15 protein-coding genes are annotated in these 19696 nt (G+C 50.7%); 9 read left to right on the top strand and 6 right to left on the bottom strand.

Annotated elements, in window-relative coordinates:
• The first annotated feature begins 48 nt into the window (after positions 1-48).
• From ABNT34_RS06060 to merA, 3 genes are all read left to right on the top strand, one after another.
• Positions 49-396, top strand: a complete 348-nt coding sequence (locus tag ABNT34_RS06060; RefSeq protein ID WP_348729757.1) for a mercuric transporter MerT family protein — start codon at positions 49-51, stop codon at positions 394-396.
• A 52-nt stretch (positions 397-448) separates the two neighbouring features.
• Positions 449-724: a mercury resistance system periplasmic binding protein MerP gene (gene merP / locus ABNT34_RS06055; RefSeq protein WP_348729755.1), complete on the top strand. Its 276-nt coding sequence runs from the start codon at positions 449-451 to the stop codon at positions 722-724.
• A gap of 111 nt (positions 725-835) precedes the next feature.
• Entirely contained in the window at positions 836-2488 is a 1653-nt protein-coding gene (gene merA / locus ABNT34_RS06050; RefSeq protein ID WP_348729753.1) for a mercury(II) reductase, read from the top strand.
• Positions 2489-2571: 83 nt separating this feature from the next.
• Here the strand turns inward: merA and ABNT34_RS06045 are convergent, their stop codons facing one another.
• Positions 2572-3747: a DNA-binding protein gene (locus ABNT34_RS06045; protein WP_348729751.1), complete on the bottom strand. Its 1176-nt coding sequence runs from the start codon at positions 3745-3747 to the stop codon at positions 2572-2574.
• Positions 3748-4016: 269 nt separating this feature from the next.
• Between ABNT34_RS06045 and ABNT34_RS06040 the strand changes: the two genes are divergently transcribed.
• Genes ABNT34_RS06040 through ABNT34_RS06030 form a run of 3 tightly spaced genes read left to right on the top strand, consistent with a single transcriptional unit; the run spans position 4017 to position 5792 of the window.
• Positions 4017-4292, top strand: a complete 276-nt coding sequence (locus tag ABNT34_RS06040) for a DUF1778 domain-containing protein (RefSeq protein WP_014611701.1) — start codon at positions 4017-4019, stop codon at positions 4290-4292.
• Positions 4293-4808 (top strand): hypothetical protein, encoded by a 516-nt coding sequence (locus tag ABNT34_RS06035; protein WP_011919306.1) that lies wholly within the window; start codon positions 4293-4295, stop codon positions 4806-4808. It abuts the gene before it with no gap.
• A gap of 24 nt (positions 4809-4832) precedes the next feature.
• Positions 4833-5792, top strand: coding sequence for a site-specific integrase (locus tag ABNT34_RS06030; RefSeq protein WP_011919307.1), 960 nt, complete (start codon positions 4833-4835; stop codon positions 5790-5792).
• Between the two features lie 667 nt (positions 5793-6459).
• On the opposite strand, the gene ABNT34_RS06025 is transcribed toward ABNT34_RS06030, so the two are convergent.
• The 5 genes from ABNT34_RS06025 to ABNT34_RS06005 all read right to left on the bottom strand — a co-directional run bounded on the left by ABNT34_RS06025 (position 6460) and on the right by ABNT34_RS06005 (position 10658).
• On the bottom strand, positions 6460-7077 hold the full coding sequence (locus ABNT34_RS06025) for a cytochrome c (RefSeq protein ID WP_348729747.1): 618 nt from the start codon (positions 7075-7077) through the stop codon (positions 6460-6462).
• 61 nt (positions 7078-7138) lie between these two features.
• Positions 7139-7627: a DUF6644 family protein gene (locus ABNT34_RS06020; protein ID WP_348729745.1), complete on the bottom strand. Its 489-nt coding sequence runs from the start codon at positions 7625-7627 to the stop codon at positions 7139-7141.
• A 24-nt stretch (positions 7628-7651) separates the two neighbouring features.
• Entirely contained in the window at positions 7652-8149 is a 498-nt protein-coding gene (locus ABNT34_RS06015) for a hypothetical protein (protein ID WP_348729743.1), read from the bottom strand.
• A gap of 75 nt (positions 8150-8224) precedes the next feature.
• Positions 8225-8713: a rhodanese-like domain-containing protein gene (locus ABNT34_RS06010; protein WP_348729741.1), complete on the bottom strand. Its 489-nt coding sequence runs from the start codon at positions 8711-8713 to the stop codon at positions 8225-8227.
• 793 nt (positions 8714-9506) lie between these two features.
• Complete coding sequence (locus ABNT34_RS06005) at positions 9507-10658, bottom strand: ABC transporter substrate-binding protein (protein ID WP_348729739.1); 1152 nt, start codon at positions 10656-10658, stop codon at positions 9507-9509.
• Between the two features lie 399 nt (positions 10659-11057).
• Between ABNT34_RS06005 and ABNT34_RS06000 the strand changes: the two genes are divergently transcribed.
• The 3 genes from ABNT34_RS06000 to ABNT34_RS05990 all read left to right on the top strand — a co-directional run.
• The gene (locus ABNT34_RS06000; protein WP_348729738.1) at positions 11058-13541 is read left to right on the top strand and encodes a TonB-dependent receptor; all 2484 of its coding nucleotides are present in this window, start codon (positions 11058-11060) and stop codon (positions 13539-13541) included.
• Positions 13542-14123: 582 nt separating this feature from the next.
• Positions 14124-14468 carry a hypothetical protein gene (locus tag ABNT34_RS05995; protein WP_348729736.1) on the top strand — a complete coding sequence of 115 codons (345 nt, stop codon included), beginning with the start codon at positions 14124-14126 and terminating at the stop codon, positions 14466-14468.
• 77 nt (positions 14469-14545) lie between these two features.
• A partial coding sequence (locus ABNT34_RS05990) for an FG-GAP-like repeat-containing protein (RefSeq protein ID WP_348729734.1) occupies positions 14546-19696 on the top strand: 5151 nt, incomplete at its 3' end.

The raw sequence follows: 19696 nt of genomic DNA, 5'->3' as shown, positions 1-19696 counted from the left end.
GTACGGCATCTACACTGACACCGATAGCTCTAATCAAAGGAGTAAAACGTGTCCATAAAAGAGTCAAATCTCCCCGTTATCGGTGGAATAGTTGCGGCAATTGGTGCAGGCGTTTGTTGTGCCGGTCCTTTCGTTTTGTTGCTACTCGGGGTGAGTGGTTCCTGGATTGGTCATTTGACCATGTTAGAACCTTATCGCCCTATTTTTATTCTGCTGGTTTTAACCTCGTTTGGATTTGCTGGCTGGAAGGTCTATCGACCTATTGGCATGTGCGCTCCAGGAACAGTCTGTGCAGTTCCCCAAGTGCGAAAACGCAGGCAGGTGATCTTTTGGTTATCAGCACTCACAGCATTAATGTTAGTCACCAGCAATTATTGGATTGTCTGGTTCGCCTGAATACTTTTTACCCTCAATTTTGTTAACGTTTTATACGTTATTGGAGAGAATGATGAAGAAAATCACCTTGTTGTTTTTGCTAACGTTGACCAGCCTGAGCGCTATAGCCGAAACGAAAACGGTTACGTTGGAAGTTCCAACCATGAACTGCGTCACTTGTCCGTTTACGGTCAAAAAAGCCTTACAAAATGTAGAGGGCGTCAGTAAAGCTGAAGTCACCTTTGACACCAAGTTAGCAGTAGTCACCTTCGATAACGAAAAAACCACGGTGAAAGCACTGACTGAAGCCACCACTAACGCGGGTTATCCGTCAACGGTCAAAGAGTAAAGCGCGGAAATACACATTTAATTACGGCCCCTGTTTCGGCAATAAGCTGACCGCATTGGTTACGATAATTAATAATCGCAGAAAATAACTCTGTGCTGTTGAGGAACGAAAATGATCTTACTATCGATACAAGGGATGACCTGCCCAAGCTGTGTCGCCCATATCAAAGATGCGCTCGATGCGACCGAAGGCGTGAATTACGTTGAGATCTCCTATGCAAACGCCAGCGCAGCGATCACCACAAACGGGAAGGTAAGTGTGGCGGATCTCGTCAAGGCGGTTGAAACTCTGGGTTATGCCGCACAAGTCAATCCAGAACCTCAAGCTTGTTTTGACAACACAAATATCAGCAATACAGAAAATATCAGCCCACAACAAGTGGTGATCATTGGCAGTGGCTCTGGTGCTTTTGCCTGTGCGATTAAAGCTGCTGACGGAGGAGCTAAGGTTACGCTTATCGAAGGTGCGGATGTTATTGGCGGTTGCTGTGTCAATGTCGGCTGTGCCCCGTCTAAGATCCTGATCCGCGCCGCACAACTGGCGCAACAACAACGAAACAATCCTTTTATCGGATTGGCAAATCATTCACCCCAGCTCAATCGCGCACTGTTGGCTGAGCAACAAACAGCGCTTGTCGAAGAATTACGCGTGGCAAAATATCAAAATATTCTGGATATCAATCCGGCACTGAGTTTGCTCAAAGGTTGGGCTACTTTCAAAAACGCGAACACTTTGATCGTCAGTAAAAGTGATGGCTCCCAGCAAGAAATACACGCCGACAAGGTGCTGATTGCAGCCGGCTCAAGCCCGACCATCCCACCGATTGAGGGTCTGAGCGAAACTCCGTACAGGACATCTACTGAAGCGCTGTTTGCGACAGAACTACCAGAACAACTGGTCATCATTGGCTCTTCTGTCGTTGCGCTGGAAATTGCTCAGGCTTATCGCCGTTTAGGCAGTGACGTTACCCTATTGGCCAGACACACGCTGCTTTATCGCGATGAGCCGTTACTCGGTGAAAAATTAACAGACTGCTTTGAGAATGAAGGTATCAGGGTTCTAAACCATACCGAGGCGTCACATGTTTCCCATGACGGACGGCAGTTTACCTTGAAAACCAATGCAGGCACTTTACGCTGTGACAAGCTTCTAATATGCACAGGGCGTCATGCAAATACAGCCAGTCTTAACCTCGATGCAGTTGGGATCCGGACAGACAAACACGGGGCGATCATCGTTAACGAGATGATGGAAACAAACGTTCCAGGGGTTTATGCCGCAGGTGATTGTTCCACTATGCCGCAGTTTGTATATGTCGCTGCGGCGGCGGGTAGCCGCGCAGGAATGAATATGACCGGTGGCGAGAGTAAACTTGACCTATCCTCGATGCCGGCGGTCATTTTTACCGATCCGCAGGTTGCAACCGTCGGACTGACGGAAGTTGAGGCCAGACAGCAGGGTATTCACACGGACAGCCGGGTACTCGACATGAAAAATGTACCCAGAGCACTGGCCAATTTCGAAACTGACGGCTTTATCAAGCTGGTGATTGAAAAGGCCACAGGAAGACTGATTGGTGCACAACTTTTGGCCCATGAAGGCGGAGAAATGATCCAAACTGCAGCTCTAGCTATCCGCAATCGGATGACTATCACTGAGTTAGCTAACCAGTTGTTTCCATATTTGACCATGGTTGAAGGGATCAAGCTCTGTGCCCAAATCTTTCACAAAGATGTGAATGAGTTGTCCTGCTGTGCTGGATGACTCATGTTCATTGAACAAACCCGTTCTGGAACTATGGATATGCCAGTGAGACAGCAACTATAATGACCTCGCTCCATCTTACATTATGCCAAAGTGATATCCAGATCAGAGAGCGAGCAAATCTCGCCCTCAAAACTTACTGAATATTTCATGGATCCATCCGACCTTTTTGTGTACCGCGTAATTTGTCCGATTTTATTGTAAAGACGACTCTCGGGATCCGTTACCAGCACAACTTCTCCGACTGCAAAAATTGGCGGCGTACTCGCCTCAAGCTTTGGAACCAATTGCTGCCACAGCTGCTGCTGCGTTGCCAAAGTCGCAGTCAGCGCAGATTTTTCCTGCAGCCAGGCTTGTTCATCTGCACGCAAAGTATTCAGTTGCGTGGTTAATTCCTCGGTGTAGGCGATATTTGCACCAACAGCATGTTTCAGCTCGGAAAGCAAAGCCTCATTTATCTGCTGTTGGTGTCTCAAATCATTGTTATCATCTTTGAGGGACGTCAGCTGCTTCTCAAATGCCGCTGCGGCGTCCTGGCTGTATTTTAACTGCAGAGTGAGCTCCTGAGCCTGCTCTTTGACCTCGGTATAGTCCTTTTGCTTCACACTGATGATCTGCTGACTGGTTCGCAGTTCAGCTTGAAGCTGCTGAACCTGGTGTTCATGTCGCTGTAGATCTTGCTCCCGATTGGTTTTGACCGACTCTCGGTAGTGCTCCAGCGCCTGACGGGCATGGGTATGCTTTTCTTCAAGCGATTGGATCTGTGTATCCCGATCATGCAACTTTAATATTAAATGATGCATTTCCGTGGTCATCGCCGCTATCTGCAGTGCATCCTGGTGACGGGCTTCTTTTAACCCGTTTATTTGTGCCAACGCATCACGCAGTTGTTGCTGCAGCGTTTCGCACTGCTCATAGCTGCTGCTTAGCTCACGCCCTTGCGTATCGAGCAGCTGCAGCTTCTCCTGAAGGGCTAGCGCATGGCGTTCTTCTGCGTGCTGAACACGTTGCAGCGCTTCGTCCTGTAGTCGGCGAGCCAGGTGGCCCACCAATTGGCCCAACTCGTCACTGAGGGCACCCAGATCATCCAATCGTCCTTTTTCATCCTCCCCCAGTTCCTTTAAATACTTCAGGATAGTGGTATTCGAGCCGGTGCCGAGTTCAGCACGTACGGCCTCAACGGAAGGGTGCCGTCCCTGAGCAATAAGTGCTATCCGGACCTGCTGGACTTGCAGCTTAGTGATCCCATCTCTGGCCATGTGGACACCCTCATGCATAATATTACGTAATGTGTAATTACATAATATTATGAGCTTTCTAAAAAGCAAGTAACCAAAAGATATTAAGCCATGATAATAGAGACTTATCAGGGGTTATGGCGAAAATAGCGCTAAAATGCCGTATTGGGCATACGTAATGGCACCGGTCCTCCACGAAATGTAGCTGACCATCGCGGCCAACGGGTTGCGGCAATGTGCCGTACAGGATATACTGCTATCAGGTCTTTTTTTGTACAAAGGTGAATACGATGGCAACAGCTCTTCGGGAACGTATAGAGATGCGGGTCGATGCAGAAACCAAGCAGCTGGCAGAGCGAGCTGCGGCAGCGCTTGGCTGTGCGTCGTTGACTGAATTTATGGTTCGCCTTATCCGGGATAATGCGCCTCAGATTTTGCAGTCTCAATCAGCCATTGAACTTACATCAGCCCAGTTTGATCACTTCCAGCAGGTATGTGAAGCGGCGGCGGCCCCCCATCAGCGGCTTAAAGACGCTGCGGCTCTACTGGATAAAGAGGGATTCTGATTGTCTCTCTCTTCAGCTTTTGTTCTGATCGACGCTGCAACGCATGATTTGAAAGGCTTTGACTGCGGTAAACCCAGCCTCAATGACTACCTGAGCCGGTTTGCTGTTCGTAACAGCTCCCTGGGGTTAAGTCGTACCTGGGTTTTGACGGAGCTCGTTGCTCAAGGCAAGGCTCCGGTTGCAGCTTATTTTACGTTAGCAAGCAGTACTGTCACCCGTGAATTATTGCCTTCTCAGCCCAAATCGCTGCCAGCCTATCCGGTGCCTGTTGTGCTGCTGGCCAGGCTCGGTGTTTCTCTCACTCAGCAAGGGCGTCAACTAGGAGCTAAAACCCTGGTTCAGGCGCTTCGTACCGCTCTTGAATTGACAGACTCGGGGCTACCAGCGCTTGGTGTGGTACTGGACGTTCTGGATGAAGCAGCGCTGAAGTTTTACCAGCATATGGGCCTATTTACCCCATTGACGGATCAGCCGATGCGTCTTTTTGTGCCGATGAGCACGTTACGTCAGCTTTAACACAAGACACCAGGAGGCTGAAGTGTGAACAAGGTTGACCGCTATTTACACGCCGCCACACGCGAACATACCCGTAGAAGTTATCAGTCAGCGGTCGAGCATTTTGAGGTTCAGTGGGGCGGTGTATTACCGACAACCGCAGCAGAACTCGCCAGATATTTAGCACACTATGCGGATAGTCTGGCTATCAGCACATTAAAGCAACGGATCGCAGCACTATCCAGCTGGCACCAGACCCAGGGATTTGCCGATCCGACCAAAGCCCCCATGATCCGGCAATTGCTCAAAGGCATTCGTGAACTTCATCCCGCCAAAACGAAGCAAGCAAAACCCCTGCAGCTGGCCATACTGGAGCAGGTGATCCGTTATTTAGAGCAGCAGGAAGCAAAGGCTATCGAATCCGGTGAGCAACACCGATTGCTAAGGGTGGCTAGAGACAAAGCACTGATCTTAATGGGGTTCTGGCGCGCTTTTCGAAGTGATGAAATTAGCCGACTACAGATCGAACACATTGAGTTTCACCCTGGTGAAGGACTTACCGCCTATTTGCCAAGAAATAAAACAGACCGCCTCAACAAAGGAACCGCATACAGACTGCCAGAGCTTCACCGGCTTTGTCCTGTAGAGGCGTGCCGCCATTATCTTTTTTTACTGGATCAGCCATCAGGTCCGCTATTTCGGGGGATAACGCGATGGGGGACTGTATCCGCATCAGCGATAAGATCAGATAGTGTAATTCCGTTGCTCCGGATCACGTTAGAACGAGCGGGAGTACTGAATACTGAATTGTACAGTAGTCATTCGTTGCGCCGTGGTTTCGCTAACTGGGCCAGCCAGCAAGGATGGTCGCTCAAACAGCTAATGGAACATGTAGGCTGGAAAGATGTGAAATCAGCGATGCGGTACATTGAAGACCAAGATCGTTTTGCGCAGACAGCTATTGATGCGGCATTAGGGAACGAAAAGGGCTCAAATAAGCATTAGTTGGCTTTTAAACATGGAAATAAAAAGATTAACGCATTGATATTAAATAATATATTTTAAAATTCTGCATTTCCCCCAAAAATGTAAAATCAGGTGCTCTGAAGGAGCATTTTCTTATGGAATTCGACGATACAGTGACCAATTTACGGTATGTTTTTGAGCTAATCTGTCGCTGATTTTACATTTTTGGGGGATGGGCAAAAATAGCCATATATTAAATATTGAGTAAGAATCAGCAGGCCTACCTTTAGGAGTATGTGAAATTTTCTGTGTAAGTGGCTGTTTATCACATCGAAATACGTGGCCTAATGTAAAGACCTCGAAGTTAACACTAATCCCCACATTAGGTCAGTGAAAGCTGGAGAAAGGGTCATTGGCAAGTAGCTCTGTGGTGACTTTCCTTATAAAATTTTTTTGAGAACCATGTCATAAAAATCAATGTCCACTATGAAAGTGTTACGGACATTGGTTTTATGAACAAATTGCCCATGTTTTCGTCCGCATTTCGCTCAAAGCCACCATCTCCAAACTCTAACAATCCGAGCAGCGGCAGTCGCGCAGTGAGCTTTGAAGAGTGAGCGCGGTGCTGGTCAGTCACAATCAACGGCCTATTCGCTCGTCACTCGCTTTTGGATACCAGCTGGCGCCCCTTTGGATTTTCGGTGGGTTAATGCGCTGGCGGTAATTTATCCGCCGGATACCAGAACTGGCTGTGGCAGCCTTCGCAGGCATGTTCAATCTGGCCGCCGGCATTTTCATAATCAGACAGATCGCGTCGTTCAATCGCCTGTAGTAAACGCAAAGTCGCTTGTTGTAACGCTTGCGCGTGGGCATTAAATGCCGGTTGATTGGCCTGAATCAGTGTGGCGATCGCTTCGGGCTGCAGTTCAGTATGATGGCTGGATGTGTTGCCGTCGGCAACAGGCCGACCCGGCAGTTGTAGTAAATTGGCCACTTCAGCGAGTGTAAGCGCATGGCGTTGTAACTGTTGCCAGTCTGCCGGGGTTTTCGGCGCTGTTTCCACCACGCCTTGCGGGCCAATTTCGGTTGAAACGGCGTTCCATAACGGGTCGACGTTGGGGTCTATCAGCTCCAGCATGATTTGCTGCAATGTCGCTACCGGTTGAGCCAATGGCTGTGTCGGGGCAGCCGCGGCAATGGCGGAGGCCAGCTGTAAACCAGCACCAAGCGCCAGACACCAGACCCAGGTTGCGAGTGCCCGTTGCAGCAATAGCGGCGGCACACGGACAGGTTTTTTCTTCAACACATTATTCACCTTAAACACTATGTACTCCTGTACAACAAATCGTTGTGCTGCCGGCGGTTGGTGATGGCCGGCTGCTGCATCAGGCGGCAACAAAACCTACTGCGCGCCCGGCCAAACCGACGCCAAACCATAAAACAAAAGAAATTGTCACCAGCGCCAGCCGCAGGCCAAAGGCCACATCGGCCTGACGCTGGGTTCGCAACAATACCCAGCGATAGGCCGTCAGCTGCAGCAACAACGCCGCGCCCAGCAACACAAATTTCAGCGCAAAGGCCGGGTTTGGCTGATACAAGGCGGCACCTGGCGCCCACATAAACACTCCGGATACAGTCAACAGACCAAGCCCAAGCCATTGCCAGGGCGTTAGTTTTGCCACCAGATAATCCAGTGGTGCGCCGGTCAGGCCTCTATCGATGAGACGCAGATTAATCAGCAATAACGGCGTTAATAGCAGCAGTAGCCCGGTGATATGCAGCAGCTGTGCGACTATGCCAAAGGCGGCGTCGAGCTGGCCGATACTGCGGCTGATATTGCTGTCCTGAATGGCCTGAAAAAATTCAACAGACATATCTTTCTCCTCCAATGAGCCTTGTCAGAAACCTGAATCCAGATAAGGGATCAGCCGGCCCAGGATCACCACACCGCTCCAGAACCCCAGCGAGGCAAAACCTGCCAGACGCACGCCGGCCGGATGCGGAGCCTGCTGCCACTGCGTGACATCGCGGCCATAGCGCCACTCAAACCAGATGGCATTAAGGCCTGCCAGCACAATCAGCAGCAGTTTCAGCGGAAACACAAAGCTGTTCAAAAGTTCCGGCCCGGCGGCGAATGTCAGCAAAATACCGGTGATAAAAGTGATGACAAAACCAGCCAGCAAATAAGGCCGCAGTTGCCTGAGCAGCGCATGAACCGGCAGCTGCACCAGCGCGATACCAGTCAGGCGTAAATCGATCAGCACAATCAGCCCAAAAGAAAACGCCAGACTGAGCAGATGACTGCCCTCAACCAGCGGATACATATACAAAGACTCGGCGAGCGCAGTGCCGAGCGCCGAGTCATACATCAGTTGTAATAAAGCAGTGGCGTCCACAGCAGGCCTCATTTCTTCAATTGCAGGATGGCAGAGCAGGGCGGCGGCACTTTTTTGGGTAAGTGCCGCGGCTGCTTATTCTGAAGTTTTGGTCTGTGCAGTTTTCTCAGCCGCTTTTTTCGGCGCTGGCGGGCTGATGCGGGCCAGAGTGCCGCCTTCGGCTTCATAATCCTGCGCACCAATAGCGCCTACGACGTTGTAGCCTTTGCTGGCGAGCAAATCGGCACCTTTACCGGCGCGGCCGGCGTGGTTAGAGACGGTGACGATTTTGCGATCCTTTGGAATAAAGGCCAGCGACTGCTCCAGATCTTTGGCCTGGATACTCAGGTAGACAGCAAAACCACCGATTTTGGTCAGCTCGTCCGGCCGGCGTAAATCAATAATCACCAGCTGTTCCGGAGCTGCGAGCAGCTGGTCGATTTGCGCTTTATTCAGTTTTGGTGTTTTGGCTTTATATACCGGCGCGGCATGCGCTTTGGCAGTCTCTGCGGTTTGGGCGGTCGCCGGTAACACTGCGGCGCTCAGCAACAAGCTGGCGAATAATAAAGTGGCTGATTTTTTCATAAGTAATTCCCTGAATTTGACTATTTGTGATTTATTTCAACACCCTAGTGCCCGGCGGCGCTGCCTGCCGGATGCGTCTGCCACCATCTGACATGGCACCTGAAAGCATGTCGTTGGGGTAAACCGCATCCGCTGCTGCCTGCATATGCCGGCAGCGCCGCCAGTCGCTCCATCCGCTGCGGCGGTCCAGCTCGCCTGAGTCTGGTTCTGATTGCCAGCACCACAGCATTGACAGACGCTGGTGCGTTGCGCAGTGACAGAACCCGGGCCAATCCGGAGGCAATGCCCGGTGAGTTGGCGACCTGCCGTCTCGCTGCGGATGTACGGTCATAGTTGCAAGCGATATTCCATAAGTGGTTAGTTGTGATGCGTTTTGGCTATAACTTAGTTATAAATGGATGTTTGGATGGCTAATAATTCAAGTTGTTGAAAATTAATAATATTTTTAGGTGGTGTTGGGGCGGGGAGATGAAATCGCCCCAAGGCAGCGCGGAAATCAGCGGGCTTGCCATTCGACTCTGGGCCACAACCACCACTGTGCTGTTGTTTTTGCAGCAGTTACGCAGCAACGCTGTGGCAGATAAGACAGCGTTGTTGCAATGGTGTTGCTCAGAGTGTCGGGCGCGCGAGTGGATAAAAGACCAGAGGTCAGAGTGCCTGGCTTATTGAAGTGAAGACCTGATATCAAGAATGGAAGTCTGGGCCCGAAAGGCCTCTGACTTATAATGGCATGAGGCAGCACGCTATAGATGTTGGTGCTGCCTGTTTTTCAAAAGTAGTACCGATAAATGTGCTACCACAAAGATGCGACGGCATCCTGATAAGACGGCGTCTGCCGCTGCGCGGCCAGCTGTGTGGCAACACGCCGTTCCCGCTCCGCCTGCAAAATCCGCAGCGGCAGCGGTTCGACCCAATGATCCAAATCGAAATTGGCCGGAATAAAACCGCGGCTGAATAAAAAGTCTTTGTAATGGCTGAGCGCACTGAGTGCGATCGGGTCCAGGCTGATATTTTGCTTTAAATGTAAGTCGTCACCATAAGCCTGCCGGACCCAATGTACAGTGCTGCGTGATTCTTCAGCGACATATTCGGCCGTTGCGTCCGGGTGGGCCCGGGCAAAATCGTCGACCTGCAATACCCGGTTTAAAAATCGCAGCACCAGCTGCGGATGTTCGCGCCACAGTGCGGCATCGACGGTGATCGGCCGTGGTGCACTGTTGTTGGCGCGCACCAGTGGGTCCGGATGCTGACGCAGGTCATAGAGTTGCCGAAATCCCGGCTGCGCAGCCAGTTCAACGCCTTTGGCACCTTTGACAAAAATCGCATCGACCCGGCCAGTTTGCAGCGCTTCTGCCAGGCGGGCGTAGCCGGCGCTGACGGGTTCGTCAAATTCACGCCCTATGATCGCGGCGAATTCAATATCAACAAACTGCACAGCGGATTCGGCCACACCGGCCAGTGCCAGAATATTGGTAAAGCCACGCATGGTGCTGGCGCGGGCGGCATCAATCCGGCGCATACTGACCGGTAAAGCCAGTTTTTTGCCGGCCAGATCAGCGAGGCTTTGAATGGCAGAATCCTCCCGTACCAGCAGCAGCTGTGCTTCATCCAGCCAGTTCAGACCAACCAGCAAAGTGTCGGCGCCCCAGGCTTTGGCCCACAGTGCCGCGGTGTTATTACCCTGGCGAAAGCTGCCGTACAGATGATGCTCTTCATAAGAGACGGACGCATTGTATTCAAGGTCATCCGGCACCGCCTGCAGCCGGATAATGTCGCGGCGAAACTCTTGCTCCAGCCAGCCCATCCGCACCGCCATGCCAAGCGGTGTCGGCACCGGGCAGCGGCTGTACCATAGCACTTCCGGTGGCGCGGCATACTTGGTCTGCCGGGGTGGCCGCTGGGCGATTGCTAATGGTGAGCGCAGGGGGCGATTAAAATCCGTCATGGCGATGCTCCTTGTCGTTGCGTCGGGTTTTGCTCCCACGCAGTGGCTGACAGTGATGGGTCAGCGCTTTTTAGCATCGTCTTTGGCCGGCCCCAACATCAGTTGCCACTACCTTAGTGCCAAAACGTCTAACCAGCGCTGCAACTTTTTCGCCCTATGACCGGGTGTGTCAGCGCTATGTTAGTGACTCCATCAGTGTGATGAGCCTGAACAGCACGCCATACATGAGCTTTCGGCCGGTGCGACCAGACTAATTCGGCGCCTGCCAAGATGTTTTGCGATGGCTAGATCAATGTTTTTAATTCATTTATGGAATATAAAAGCAGAAAAAACACATATTATAAGTATATGACTGTCTCTAAGATGAGGCCATTCCCTCAGGTATGGAGTTATTCAGATATGTCGTTTAATCGTTTAAAGGCGCAGTCCGCCAGTGCCGTATCCAGTCGCCGTCCAATCAGTTCACGTCCAATCAGTTCAGGTTTAGTCAGTTCAGCCATTCTCAGTAGCCTGGTGCTGCCGGCAACCGCATTGGCACAGGAACAAAATAATTCGGAGAAAGCCGCGGCGGAGCCAGAAAAAATAGCCGTGATAGGTTCACGGCTGTCAGTACGCACCGCCACTGAAACCCTGGTGCCGGTCGATATTATTGATGCCAAACAGCTGGTCGATACCGGCATCACTGAAACCGCGCGTGCGCTGCAGTTTTTAGTGCCGAGTTTTAACTTCCCGACCTCGTCGGTGACCGATGGCTCCGACGCGGTGCGCCCGGCCAGTCTGCGTGGTTTATCGCCTGACCATACGCTGGTGCTGGTCAACGGCAAACGCCGGCACGGTTCGGCATTGGTGCATTTAAATGGCACCATGGGCCGCGGTAGTTCTAACGTTGATTTAAATGCTATTCCGGTCAGTGCCATTAAACGCATTGAAGTGCTGCGCGACGGCGCTTCTGCCCAATATGGCTCGGACGCCATCGCCGGAGTGATTAATATTGTGCTGAAAGATAACAGTGAAGGCGGCGAGATTTCGCTGAACAGCGGCCAGACCTTTGAAGGCGATGGTGAGCAGTACAAACTCAGTGCCAGCAAAGGTTTTGCCCTTGGCGAGCGTGGCTTTACCACGGTCGCACTGGAATATCATGACAAGAATTTCACCAACAGAGCCGGGCTGGATAGCCGTCAGCAGTACCCGAATGGCGACCCGCGTGAAGCAACGGCACGGCGTGACACCTTCCGCGTTGGCGATGCCGCCTACGAGAATTTTGCCTTTCTGGTCAATGCCGGTTACCAGCTGGATCATGGCCGGTTATATGCTTTTGCTGATTTCAGCAACCGCGACACTTCATCTGCCGCCTTTTTCCGCCGGCCTGTCCAAACCACGCAAAACCTGTCGGAAATTTACCCGGATGGCTTTTTGCCAAAAATTGCACCGGAAACGGCCGACCGCGCTGTGACGGCGGGTTATCAGACCGAGCTATCAGACTGGACTTTAGACTTGTCGGCCAATACCGGCACCAGCCAATATGACTATTATGTGCGCGACTCGCTGAACGCCTCGTTTGGCCCGGCTAATTCAACGAGCCCAACCAGCGCTTATGCCGGCCAGCTGAAAAACAGCGAACAGAACCTGAAACTCGATGCCAGCACCAGCATTGGCTTTATTGCCGATTCCGAGCTGCTGGTCTCGACCGGTGTGTCGTACCGTCACAATAACTATCAGATCAAACGCGGCGATGAAATTTCCTGGAAAAACTATGGCTACAAAGGCAATGCCGGCGGCTTCCAGAGTTTTCCGGGCTTTACGCCTGAATCTGAGATTGACCAGAGCCGCCACAATACCGGCGTTTTTTTGGAGCTGGAAAACCAACTGACCGATGCATTGAACTGGGCCGCAGCTGTGCGCCATGAAAATTATTCGGATTTTGGCAATAACACCAGCTGGAAACTAGCCGGGCGTTATCAGCTGACCGACAACCTGGCGCTGCGCGCCGCCGCCAACAATGGCTTTCGTGCACCCAGCGTGCAGCAGCTGTATTTCACTTCGATTTCTTCCGTGGTGGGTGGCAATGGCGTCATCACCGAAACCGGTACTTTTAATAACGTCTCACCGGTAACCAAAGCGCTGGGGCAGGGGCCGCTGCAAGCGGAAACTTCTGAAAGTATCAGCTACGGCCTGACCTATCAGCAGGATGCGCTGAGCCTGACGTTAGATGGCTATCAAATCAAACTGGAAGACCGGGTGATCCTGACCAGTAACGCAGTCAACCGCGCCAGTTACCCAATCATTAATCAGCTGCTTGGCAATTCAACGGCTCAGGCCGTGCGCTTCTTTACTAATGGCCTGGATACAACCACCAAAGGTGTCGAAGGCGTACTGGCTTACCAGTTACCAGAATACACCTGGGGCAAACTGCGGCTGTCGTTATCGGCGCAATACAATGAAACCAGCATTGACGCGGTGAAAATCCCGTCGTTATTACAGGGTCTTGAAAGCGTACTGCTGAATTATCAGGAGCAGGTCCGCCAGACCAAAGCCAATCCCAAAGTGGGTGCCGCGCTGGGTATCAACTACCAGCTGGACGCGCTGACGGTGAACCTGCGGCTGAATCACTTTGGCCCTTACACGCTGGCGCATAACGCCACCAACAACAGCGGCGATAAAGAATATCGTGGCAAAACCCTGACAGATTTGTCGCTGAGTTATCGCTGGGACGAGCAGCTGACGCTGAGCGCAGGTGTGCAAAACCTGTTTGATATTTATCCGGACGAACAGCCGGCATCCGTGCAGGCCGTCAACGGCGGTGTGTTTAAGTATCCCAACACCAATGCGCCTTTTGGTTTTAATGGCGGGTCTTATTATGCAGAGGCGAGTTATCGGTTCTAACGGTGAAGGTGGCGGTGAAAATAACGAGCGTTAAAAGCTGAAGCCACAATAAGCCCGGCGCATGCTGCATAACATGCTGCCGGGCTTGTTGTATCTGAGCTTTGTGGGATGACTTTTAACCCAATACGCACATTCTAAAATAGTTTTATCTGACTATTTAACCGGCATGCGTGATTGAGGATTGGCAGGCGGATGTAATGACTGGCTTATTTCCGATGAGCAGGAGTAGCTTGGTCATGGCCGAATCGTTGCTTTTCACTGAAAGCGGACTTTTCTTAGTTCGAATGAACCAAGGCTCTCGAAAAATTCGAGACTTTCTGGCTTTGCCAGAAGGCTTAAGAAACGTGCATTATCCATTTCTTGTTTCTGCAGGTTATCAATGCCCTGACATATATCTATGTGGCCAATATTAGTTGACCATTACACTCTTCTTGCGACCCACAGTTTGCAAGGCCTTTCAAGGGTGTGGCATCGGTGTCCGTTCCCAATTTTTATAAAAATTATTCCATTTTACTTGCATTTGCGCATTTATTAACCAAACATAACTGAGACACACATGGAAATTAACCTAAAGGATTAGTTATGACACTGCACAAGCACACCATTTTTTCGTCCATCTTCGTGTTTTTCGTCGCGGCTTCACCAACGCAAGCAGCAGAAACAGCTGAACGAAATATCCTCAGTATTGGCTGCCAAAAAGAAAAAGGCGTCTGCACTGTTCAACTGAATGGGGACGCTGTCGGAAGCCGCAACTGTGCCTCTAATACACTGCAATTCAACACCCTTACCGACAAGAATGCGGATGCTGTCTTATCACTTCTGACAGCCGCATTTTTTGCCAACAAAAAAGTTCGCTTTGACATCAGCGAGCAATGTGGCAATCAGGACACGATGCCCACTTTTGAAAGCTTCAGAGTATTGAACTGAGCTGCAGATTCTAAAAAGCAAACTGTTAGTTATCGGTTTGCTTTTACCAACATATGGACGTGATGAAGGAACATCGAATGTTAAAGCGATTCATTTCTGCATTTGTACTGCTGTCCTTGCTGCTGTGCTCTTCAGTTTCTGCTGACGAATATCATGGCTACAAAGTGTTCAGTGATCCTGAAGGGAATGTCTACCTGATGGCACCGAAGCAGTTTACTCTGGTGCGCAAAGCCCCATCAGTACCGCTGCAGATCAGACCAAAAAATGGATTGCTAAAGGTGTATGACGTCGATGGCGTCTGGAAAGTTCAAGTTCTGACCGAAGCCGAGTGGGCAAAGCTAAAACTGACCGAAGGGAACAGTCAGCTCCGAGATCTGCAGTTTGCCGATTTGGACGGTGACGGCATGCTGGACGCATTTCTGGTGCTTAGAAATCAGCTGACGCCTTACATCAAGCTTGAAAATCTCACTGGTGACGCAACCCTCTTTGCGGCGCAAGGTTACAGCATGGCTGAAGCCTTAGCGACCTACCGTCTGGTCGACGAGAATGGGGATGGTATTGCAGATATTGTCTCTGATCTGGAACGATTTGATGGTGGCAGCGGCACCATTGGACGCACGGCGTTTAAAACGCCGGGTCAGTTAGTGGTTGGAATGACAGCCGGTGAATACCGGACCGATGAATCTGGAGCTGCCACATATCAGGTGAGCCTGAATTTGCCGGCGGGGATCGCCGGCGTGCAACCGCAGCTCGGGTTCAGTTACAACAGTATGGCCGGCGATGGCTATATGGGGACTGGCTGGAGTATCTCCGGGACCTCTGTGATTAGCCGTTGCCCTAAAAATCTCTCTTCTGACAATCTGCAGGGCAATATTGCTTTTTCACAAGCTGACCGTTTATGTCTCAATGGCCAACGCCTGATTAGTGGCACTGGAAGCTCTGATATCGGCGTGTCTGATGCAACTTACTGGTCTGCGACCACGTATCACACGGAGCTTGAAAGCTTCGTCAAAGTAAAGCCGCATGGCAGCACGACGCAAGGACCTAAGGCTTACACCGTTGAAACGAAGTCTGGTGAAATTCATTACTATGGTGATGTCTCGCAGGTTTCCGGCAGTGATGACCGCAGTGTATCGATGGCCTTAAGCCTGCTGAATACCGGCGGGGCCAGTGAAAACGCAGCCGATGCACTTTTTGAATTGAATGGTCAGACAACGCCCAGAATGTGGGCATTAAAAGCTATTCGCGATGTCAAAGGCAATTACATCCTGTTTAAGTACGCCGAAGACCAGGTAAAGGGTGAGCATTATCTGACCGAAGTGCAGTATACCGGCCGGCCGGGTCAGGCACCTTTTGCAAAGGTAGTCTTCACTTATCGTGACAACAAGAAAAAACGCATCGGCTATCAGGCCGGGCATCCGGTCAGTCTCACCAAAATATTAGATAGTGTGACGGTCTATCAGGACAACCAGCAATATCGCTATTACCAGTTCCAATACACGGAATCTGATGTACTGGAAGAGAAAAACTATCTGACTGCGCTGCAGGAATGTACAACGGACACTGCAGCCTTATGTTACCCGGCAATTGGTTTGCAATGGAACAAACCAGCCTCGAGCACCAGTGGTGTGCAGACCGTTTGTGTCAACGGTGAATGCTGGCCAGAAGCAACGACCGACGCTTACACGCCGTTTAACACCACTTCCAGTAAAAAGGGCAGCTCGTTTGACCGTTTTTATCAACAGCTATTTGATATGAACGGCGATGGTTACACCGATATGGTGTACCCAAGCGGTGGTTCCTGGCGAGTGCGGTTCGGTAGCAGCGCCATGAGTTACAGTAGTGAAGTGACCTTAGCGACAGTGGGGGTCAATAAGAAACAGTTTGCTAAAACAATCGACTATAACGGCGATGGGCAACGTGATTTACTGGTCGCCGACAGTGAAACGTCGAATTGGTACATTCTGACTTACCAGCCTGCCTCGTCAACGGTCCAAAATTGTGAACCTCAGTCTTCATCCGGATACGTCTGTCCGGATATTACGATGTCCTCTACTTACACGCTGGTCAATACCGGACGTGTAGCCACCGGGCTTGAAGGGTTGTCGCAAGTTGCTGATATTGATGGTGATGGCCTTGAAGACATCCTCTTTATGGTCAATGGTAACTTTCAGGTCTACCGTAATCTTGGGATGACCGGTGCGACACACAATGGTTTTAGCGTTGCAACTGCTGCCGGCACCACGAATAAAATTACAGCCGCGTTTCCGGACGGCATGCATTCAGTTAAATCTGACTTAAAAAACTCGGCCATCTTTGATGTAAACGGCGATGGCAAAACAGACCTTATGGTCTATGTCGTCGATGGGATTTGCTCTGGGTTGCCGCGCCTGACCAAAGAAGAATGCCTCTATGAAGGCCGAACCTGGACAGATTTGACGGAATGGCGGCTATTTATTTCCAATGGCAGCACTTTTACCCAAAGTATGGGGCTTGGCACTTCTGCCAAAGATTTGCGTCCGGTCGATTTAAATGGCGATGGTTATTCGGATTTGATGTATCGGATGGGGACGACCTGGTATTACCGTTTGTCCGATGGGAATACCTTATCTTTCGTCGATTCCTCCAGTTTTGCAACGCCTGATGACCGTGTGAGCCTGAGCTATTTCCTTGACCTGAATAGTGACGGACGCACGGACTTTTTGGTTCCTACTAGCTATTCCAGCTGGAGTATTGTGCTGTCACGCCCGCACAGCGACCCAACCAAAATTATCTTTGAAAGTCGAGGCACACAAAGCTTTGCGACAAATGCGGCTATTCAGTTTGCCGACGTCAATGCAGATAACAAACTGGATTTATTAACAGCCACAGATGATACCGGTTGGAACATTTTCAGTAACAGTCGTTCTGGCATCAATGACCATACCGTGAATACTTTTACCAACAGCTGGGGCGTTCCAACCACGGTCCAGTATGCCAATATCAGCGACACAGCAGTCTACTTCCGTGCCAACTCCAGCAATAACACCAGTTCCGACTATTTCTCACCTCGCAGTGGTTTTTACGTGGTGTCCCGCGTCAGTACCGAAGTCAAACCCAGCCAGTCTGTATCAGTCGATTATGAATATGGCGGTTTATTGCTGCACAAAAAGGGCCGCGGTTTATTGGGGTTTGAGCACTTAAGAACGACAGATTTGCAGAGTAACGTTGTCACTGAAACCCGTTATTACCAGGTGTGGCCTTACACCGGGATGCCACGCAGTACTGCTCAGTCGCGTGGGGGTTACGCTATGGCGACTTCCAGTAATACAGTACAGAACCAAACCAGCGCTTTTGGCGGCAGTTATCCATACATCAACAACAGTACCGAGAATAAATATGCCTTGAGTACTAATTTACTGAGCTCAACGGCCCTGAGTGTTACCAGCAGCACCTTTGTATACGACACTTATGGCAACTTGACGTCCAGCAGTGTGACACAAGCAGATCCGCAAAATAGCAGCAACAATCTGCTGACATCGACGACTAACACGTTTAATCAATCTCCTGCTTATCAGCGCTACGGTCGGCTGACTGCAAGTACTGTGACTAAAACACTGAAAGTAGGGGGAACAACAACCAGCAGTATCAGTCGTGCGAGTGGTTTTACCTACAACACCGACTATCTGTTGGAAACTGAAACCTATGCCGCCAATCTCGCAGCAGCAACTGCTGTGACTACCCATAGTTATGATGCAGCGGGTAATAAAACGTCTGTATCGGTTTATGCCCCTTCGGGCAGTGACGGCACTTTGCCGATGATCCGCGCGAATTCGACCGCATACACGACGAATTTCCGCTTTGTCGCCAGCACCACCAATGCTGCAGGCCGTACTGCAACATATAAGTACAATGGCTCAGCGGCCAGCACATTTGCCAGCTCTCCAACACTGATCAGCGCAATCGCAGTCACGGATGCGAACAACCAAACAAGCACCACCAATTTTGACGCCTTTGGTCAGAGTACCAGCAGTGCCCTCAAAGGTGCCGCTGGCTCTGACGCTCAAGTGAATTCAGTACAAAGCAGAAGTTTCTGTACTGGTTGTAGCAGTCTCTTCCCAGACGCCTATATCAAAATGACCAGTACCAATGATGCCGGAGCTGAGCAGGAGCAATACCTGGATAAATACGGTCGCGAAGTGGGCAGTAGAACGAAATTACCGCTGTCCGGCTACGCGGTCATCCGTAAAACCTACGACAGCCAAGGCCGCCCTTGGGAAAGTTATGAGCCGGCGAAAGACGTTGTATCGAGTTATAAAACCACTGCCGGCTACGATGCACTTGGCCGTGTTACCTCTACCACCATGCCGAACAGCGGCGTCACAACTATTAGTTATAACGGGTTCAGTACGACGACGACTGATGCGTTGTCTAAAAACAAAACCAGTACGCAAAACTATTTGGGGCAGGAGGTGAGCACAACAGACCACAATGGCACTGTCCTGAGCTTTACATACAACGCCTACGGTGATCTGTTAACAGCATCAAGCGCCAGTATTGCCCGATTAACGAATGTATATGACAACTATGGCCGCAAGACCTCGATGAGTGATGTCGACAAAGGCAGTTGGAGTTATAAAACCAATGGCTTTGGTGAAACAGTTAGTCAGACCGATGCGAAAACGCAAACCACGACGTTTGAGTTCAATAATCTTGGTCAACTCCTCCGCCGATATGACACGTCAGGCACCGTGTGCTGGAGCTATGGTACGTCAGCTGCGGCCTATAACCTCGACAAATTGGTGACTGTAAAGCAGTGGAGCAGTAATCAGGCTTGTAACAGCGGCACGACCGCCCTGTACCAGGAGGGCTATACCTATAACAGCAAAGGACTGGTCAGCAATAAAACTGTGACTACTGAAGGCACAGCCTTTAGTTTTGGCTCTGTCTACGACAGTGTTGGCCGGCCTTACGAGCTGACTTATCCACTGGTCAATGGGTATGGTGGCATTGTGGTACGCACCGAGTACAGCAATGGCGTGGCCTATAAAAATACCGACGTCACCGGTGGTGTCGTTGGCACCGTATACCAGCAAATCACCGGCATCAATGCCCGTGGTCAGGTAGAAACGGAAGTCTATGGCAACGGCGTGGTGCAAACGAATGTCTATGATGCGCAAATGGGCTGGCTTGATAACGCATCCGTTACCCGAAGTGGTGTCACCCATCAGGTGTATGACTATAGCTTT

Origin of the sequence: Rheinheimera texasensis (assembly GCF_964031785.1) — a bacterium.
Classification (GTDB): domain Bacteria; phylum Pseudomonadota; class Gammaproteobacteria; order Enterobacterales; family Alteromonadaceae; genus Pararheinheimera; species Pararheinheimera texasensis_A.
The sequence above is the reverse complement of the archived record's forward strand: the minus strand, read 5'-3'. Positions and strand labels throughout refer to the sequence as shown.

Excerpts from the sequence above, each read along its gene's own strand:
- merP (WP_348729755.1), top strand. The coding sequence starts at position 449 with ATGAAGAAAATCACCTTGTTGTTTTTGCTAACGTTGACCAGCCTGAGC.
- merA (WP_348729753.1), top strand. The coding sequence starts at position 836 with ATGATCTTACTATCGATACAAGGGATGACCTGCCCAAGCTGTGTCGCC.
- ABNT34_RS06045 (WP_348729751.1), bottom strand. The coding sequence starts at position 3,747 with ATGGCCAGAGATGGGATCACTAAGCTGCAAGTCCAGCAGGTCCGGATA.
- ABNT34_RS06040 (WP_014611701.1), top strand. The coding sequence starts at position 4,017 with ATGGCAACAGCTCTTCGGGAACGTATAGAGATGCGGGTCGATGCAGAA.
- ABNT34_RS06020 (WP_348729745.1), bottom strand. The coding sequence starts at position 7,627 with ATGTCTGTTGAATTTTTTCAGGCCATTCAGGACAGCAATATCAGCCGC.
- ABNT34_RS06010 (WP_348729741.1), bottom strand. The coding sequence starts at position 8,713 with ATGAAAAAATCAGCCACTTTATTATTCGCCAGCTTGTTGCTGAGCGCC.
- ABNT34_RS06005 (WP_348729739.1), bottom strand. The coding sequence starts at position 10,658 with ATGACGGATTTTAATCGCCCCCTGCGCTCACCATTAGCAATCGCCCAG.
- ABNT34_RS06000 (WP_348729738.1), top strand. The coding sequence starts at position 11,058 with ATGTCGTTTAATCGTTTAAAGGCGCAGTCCGCCAGTGCCGTATCCAGT.
- ABNT34_RS05995 (WP_348729736.1), top strand. The coding sequence starts at position 14,124 with ATGACACTGCACAAGCACACCATTTTTTCGTCCATCTTCGTGTTTTTC.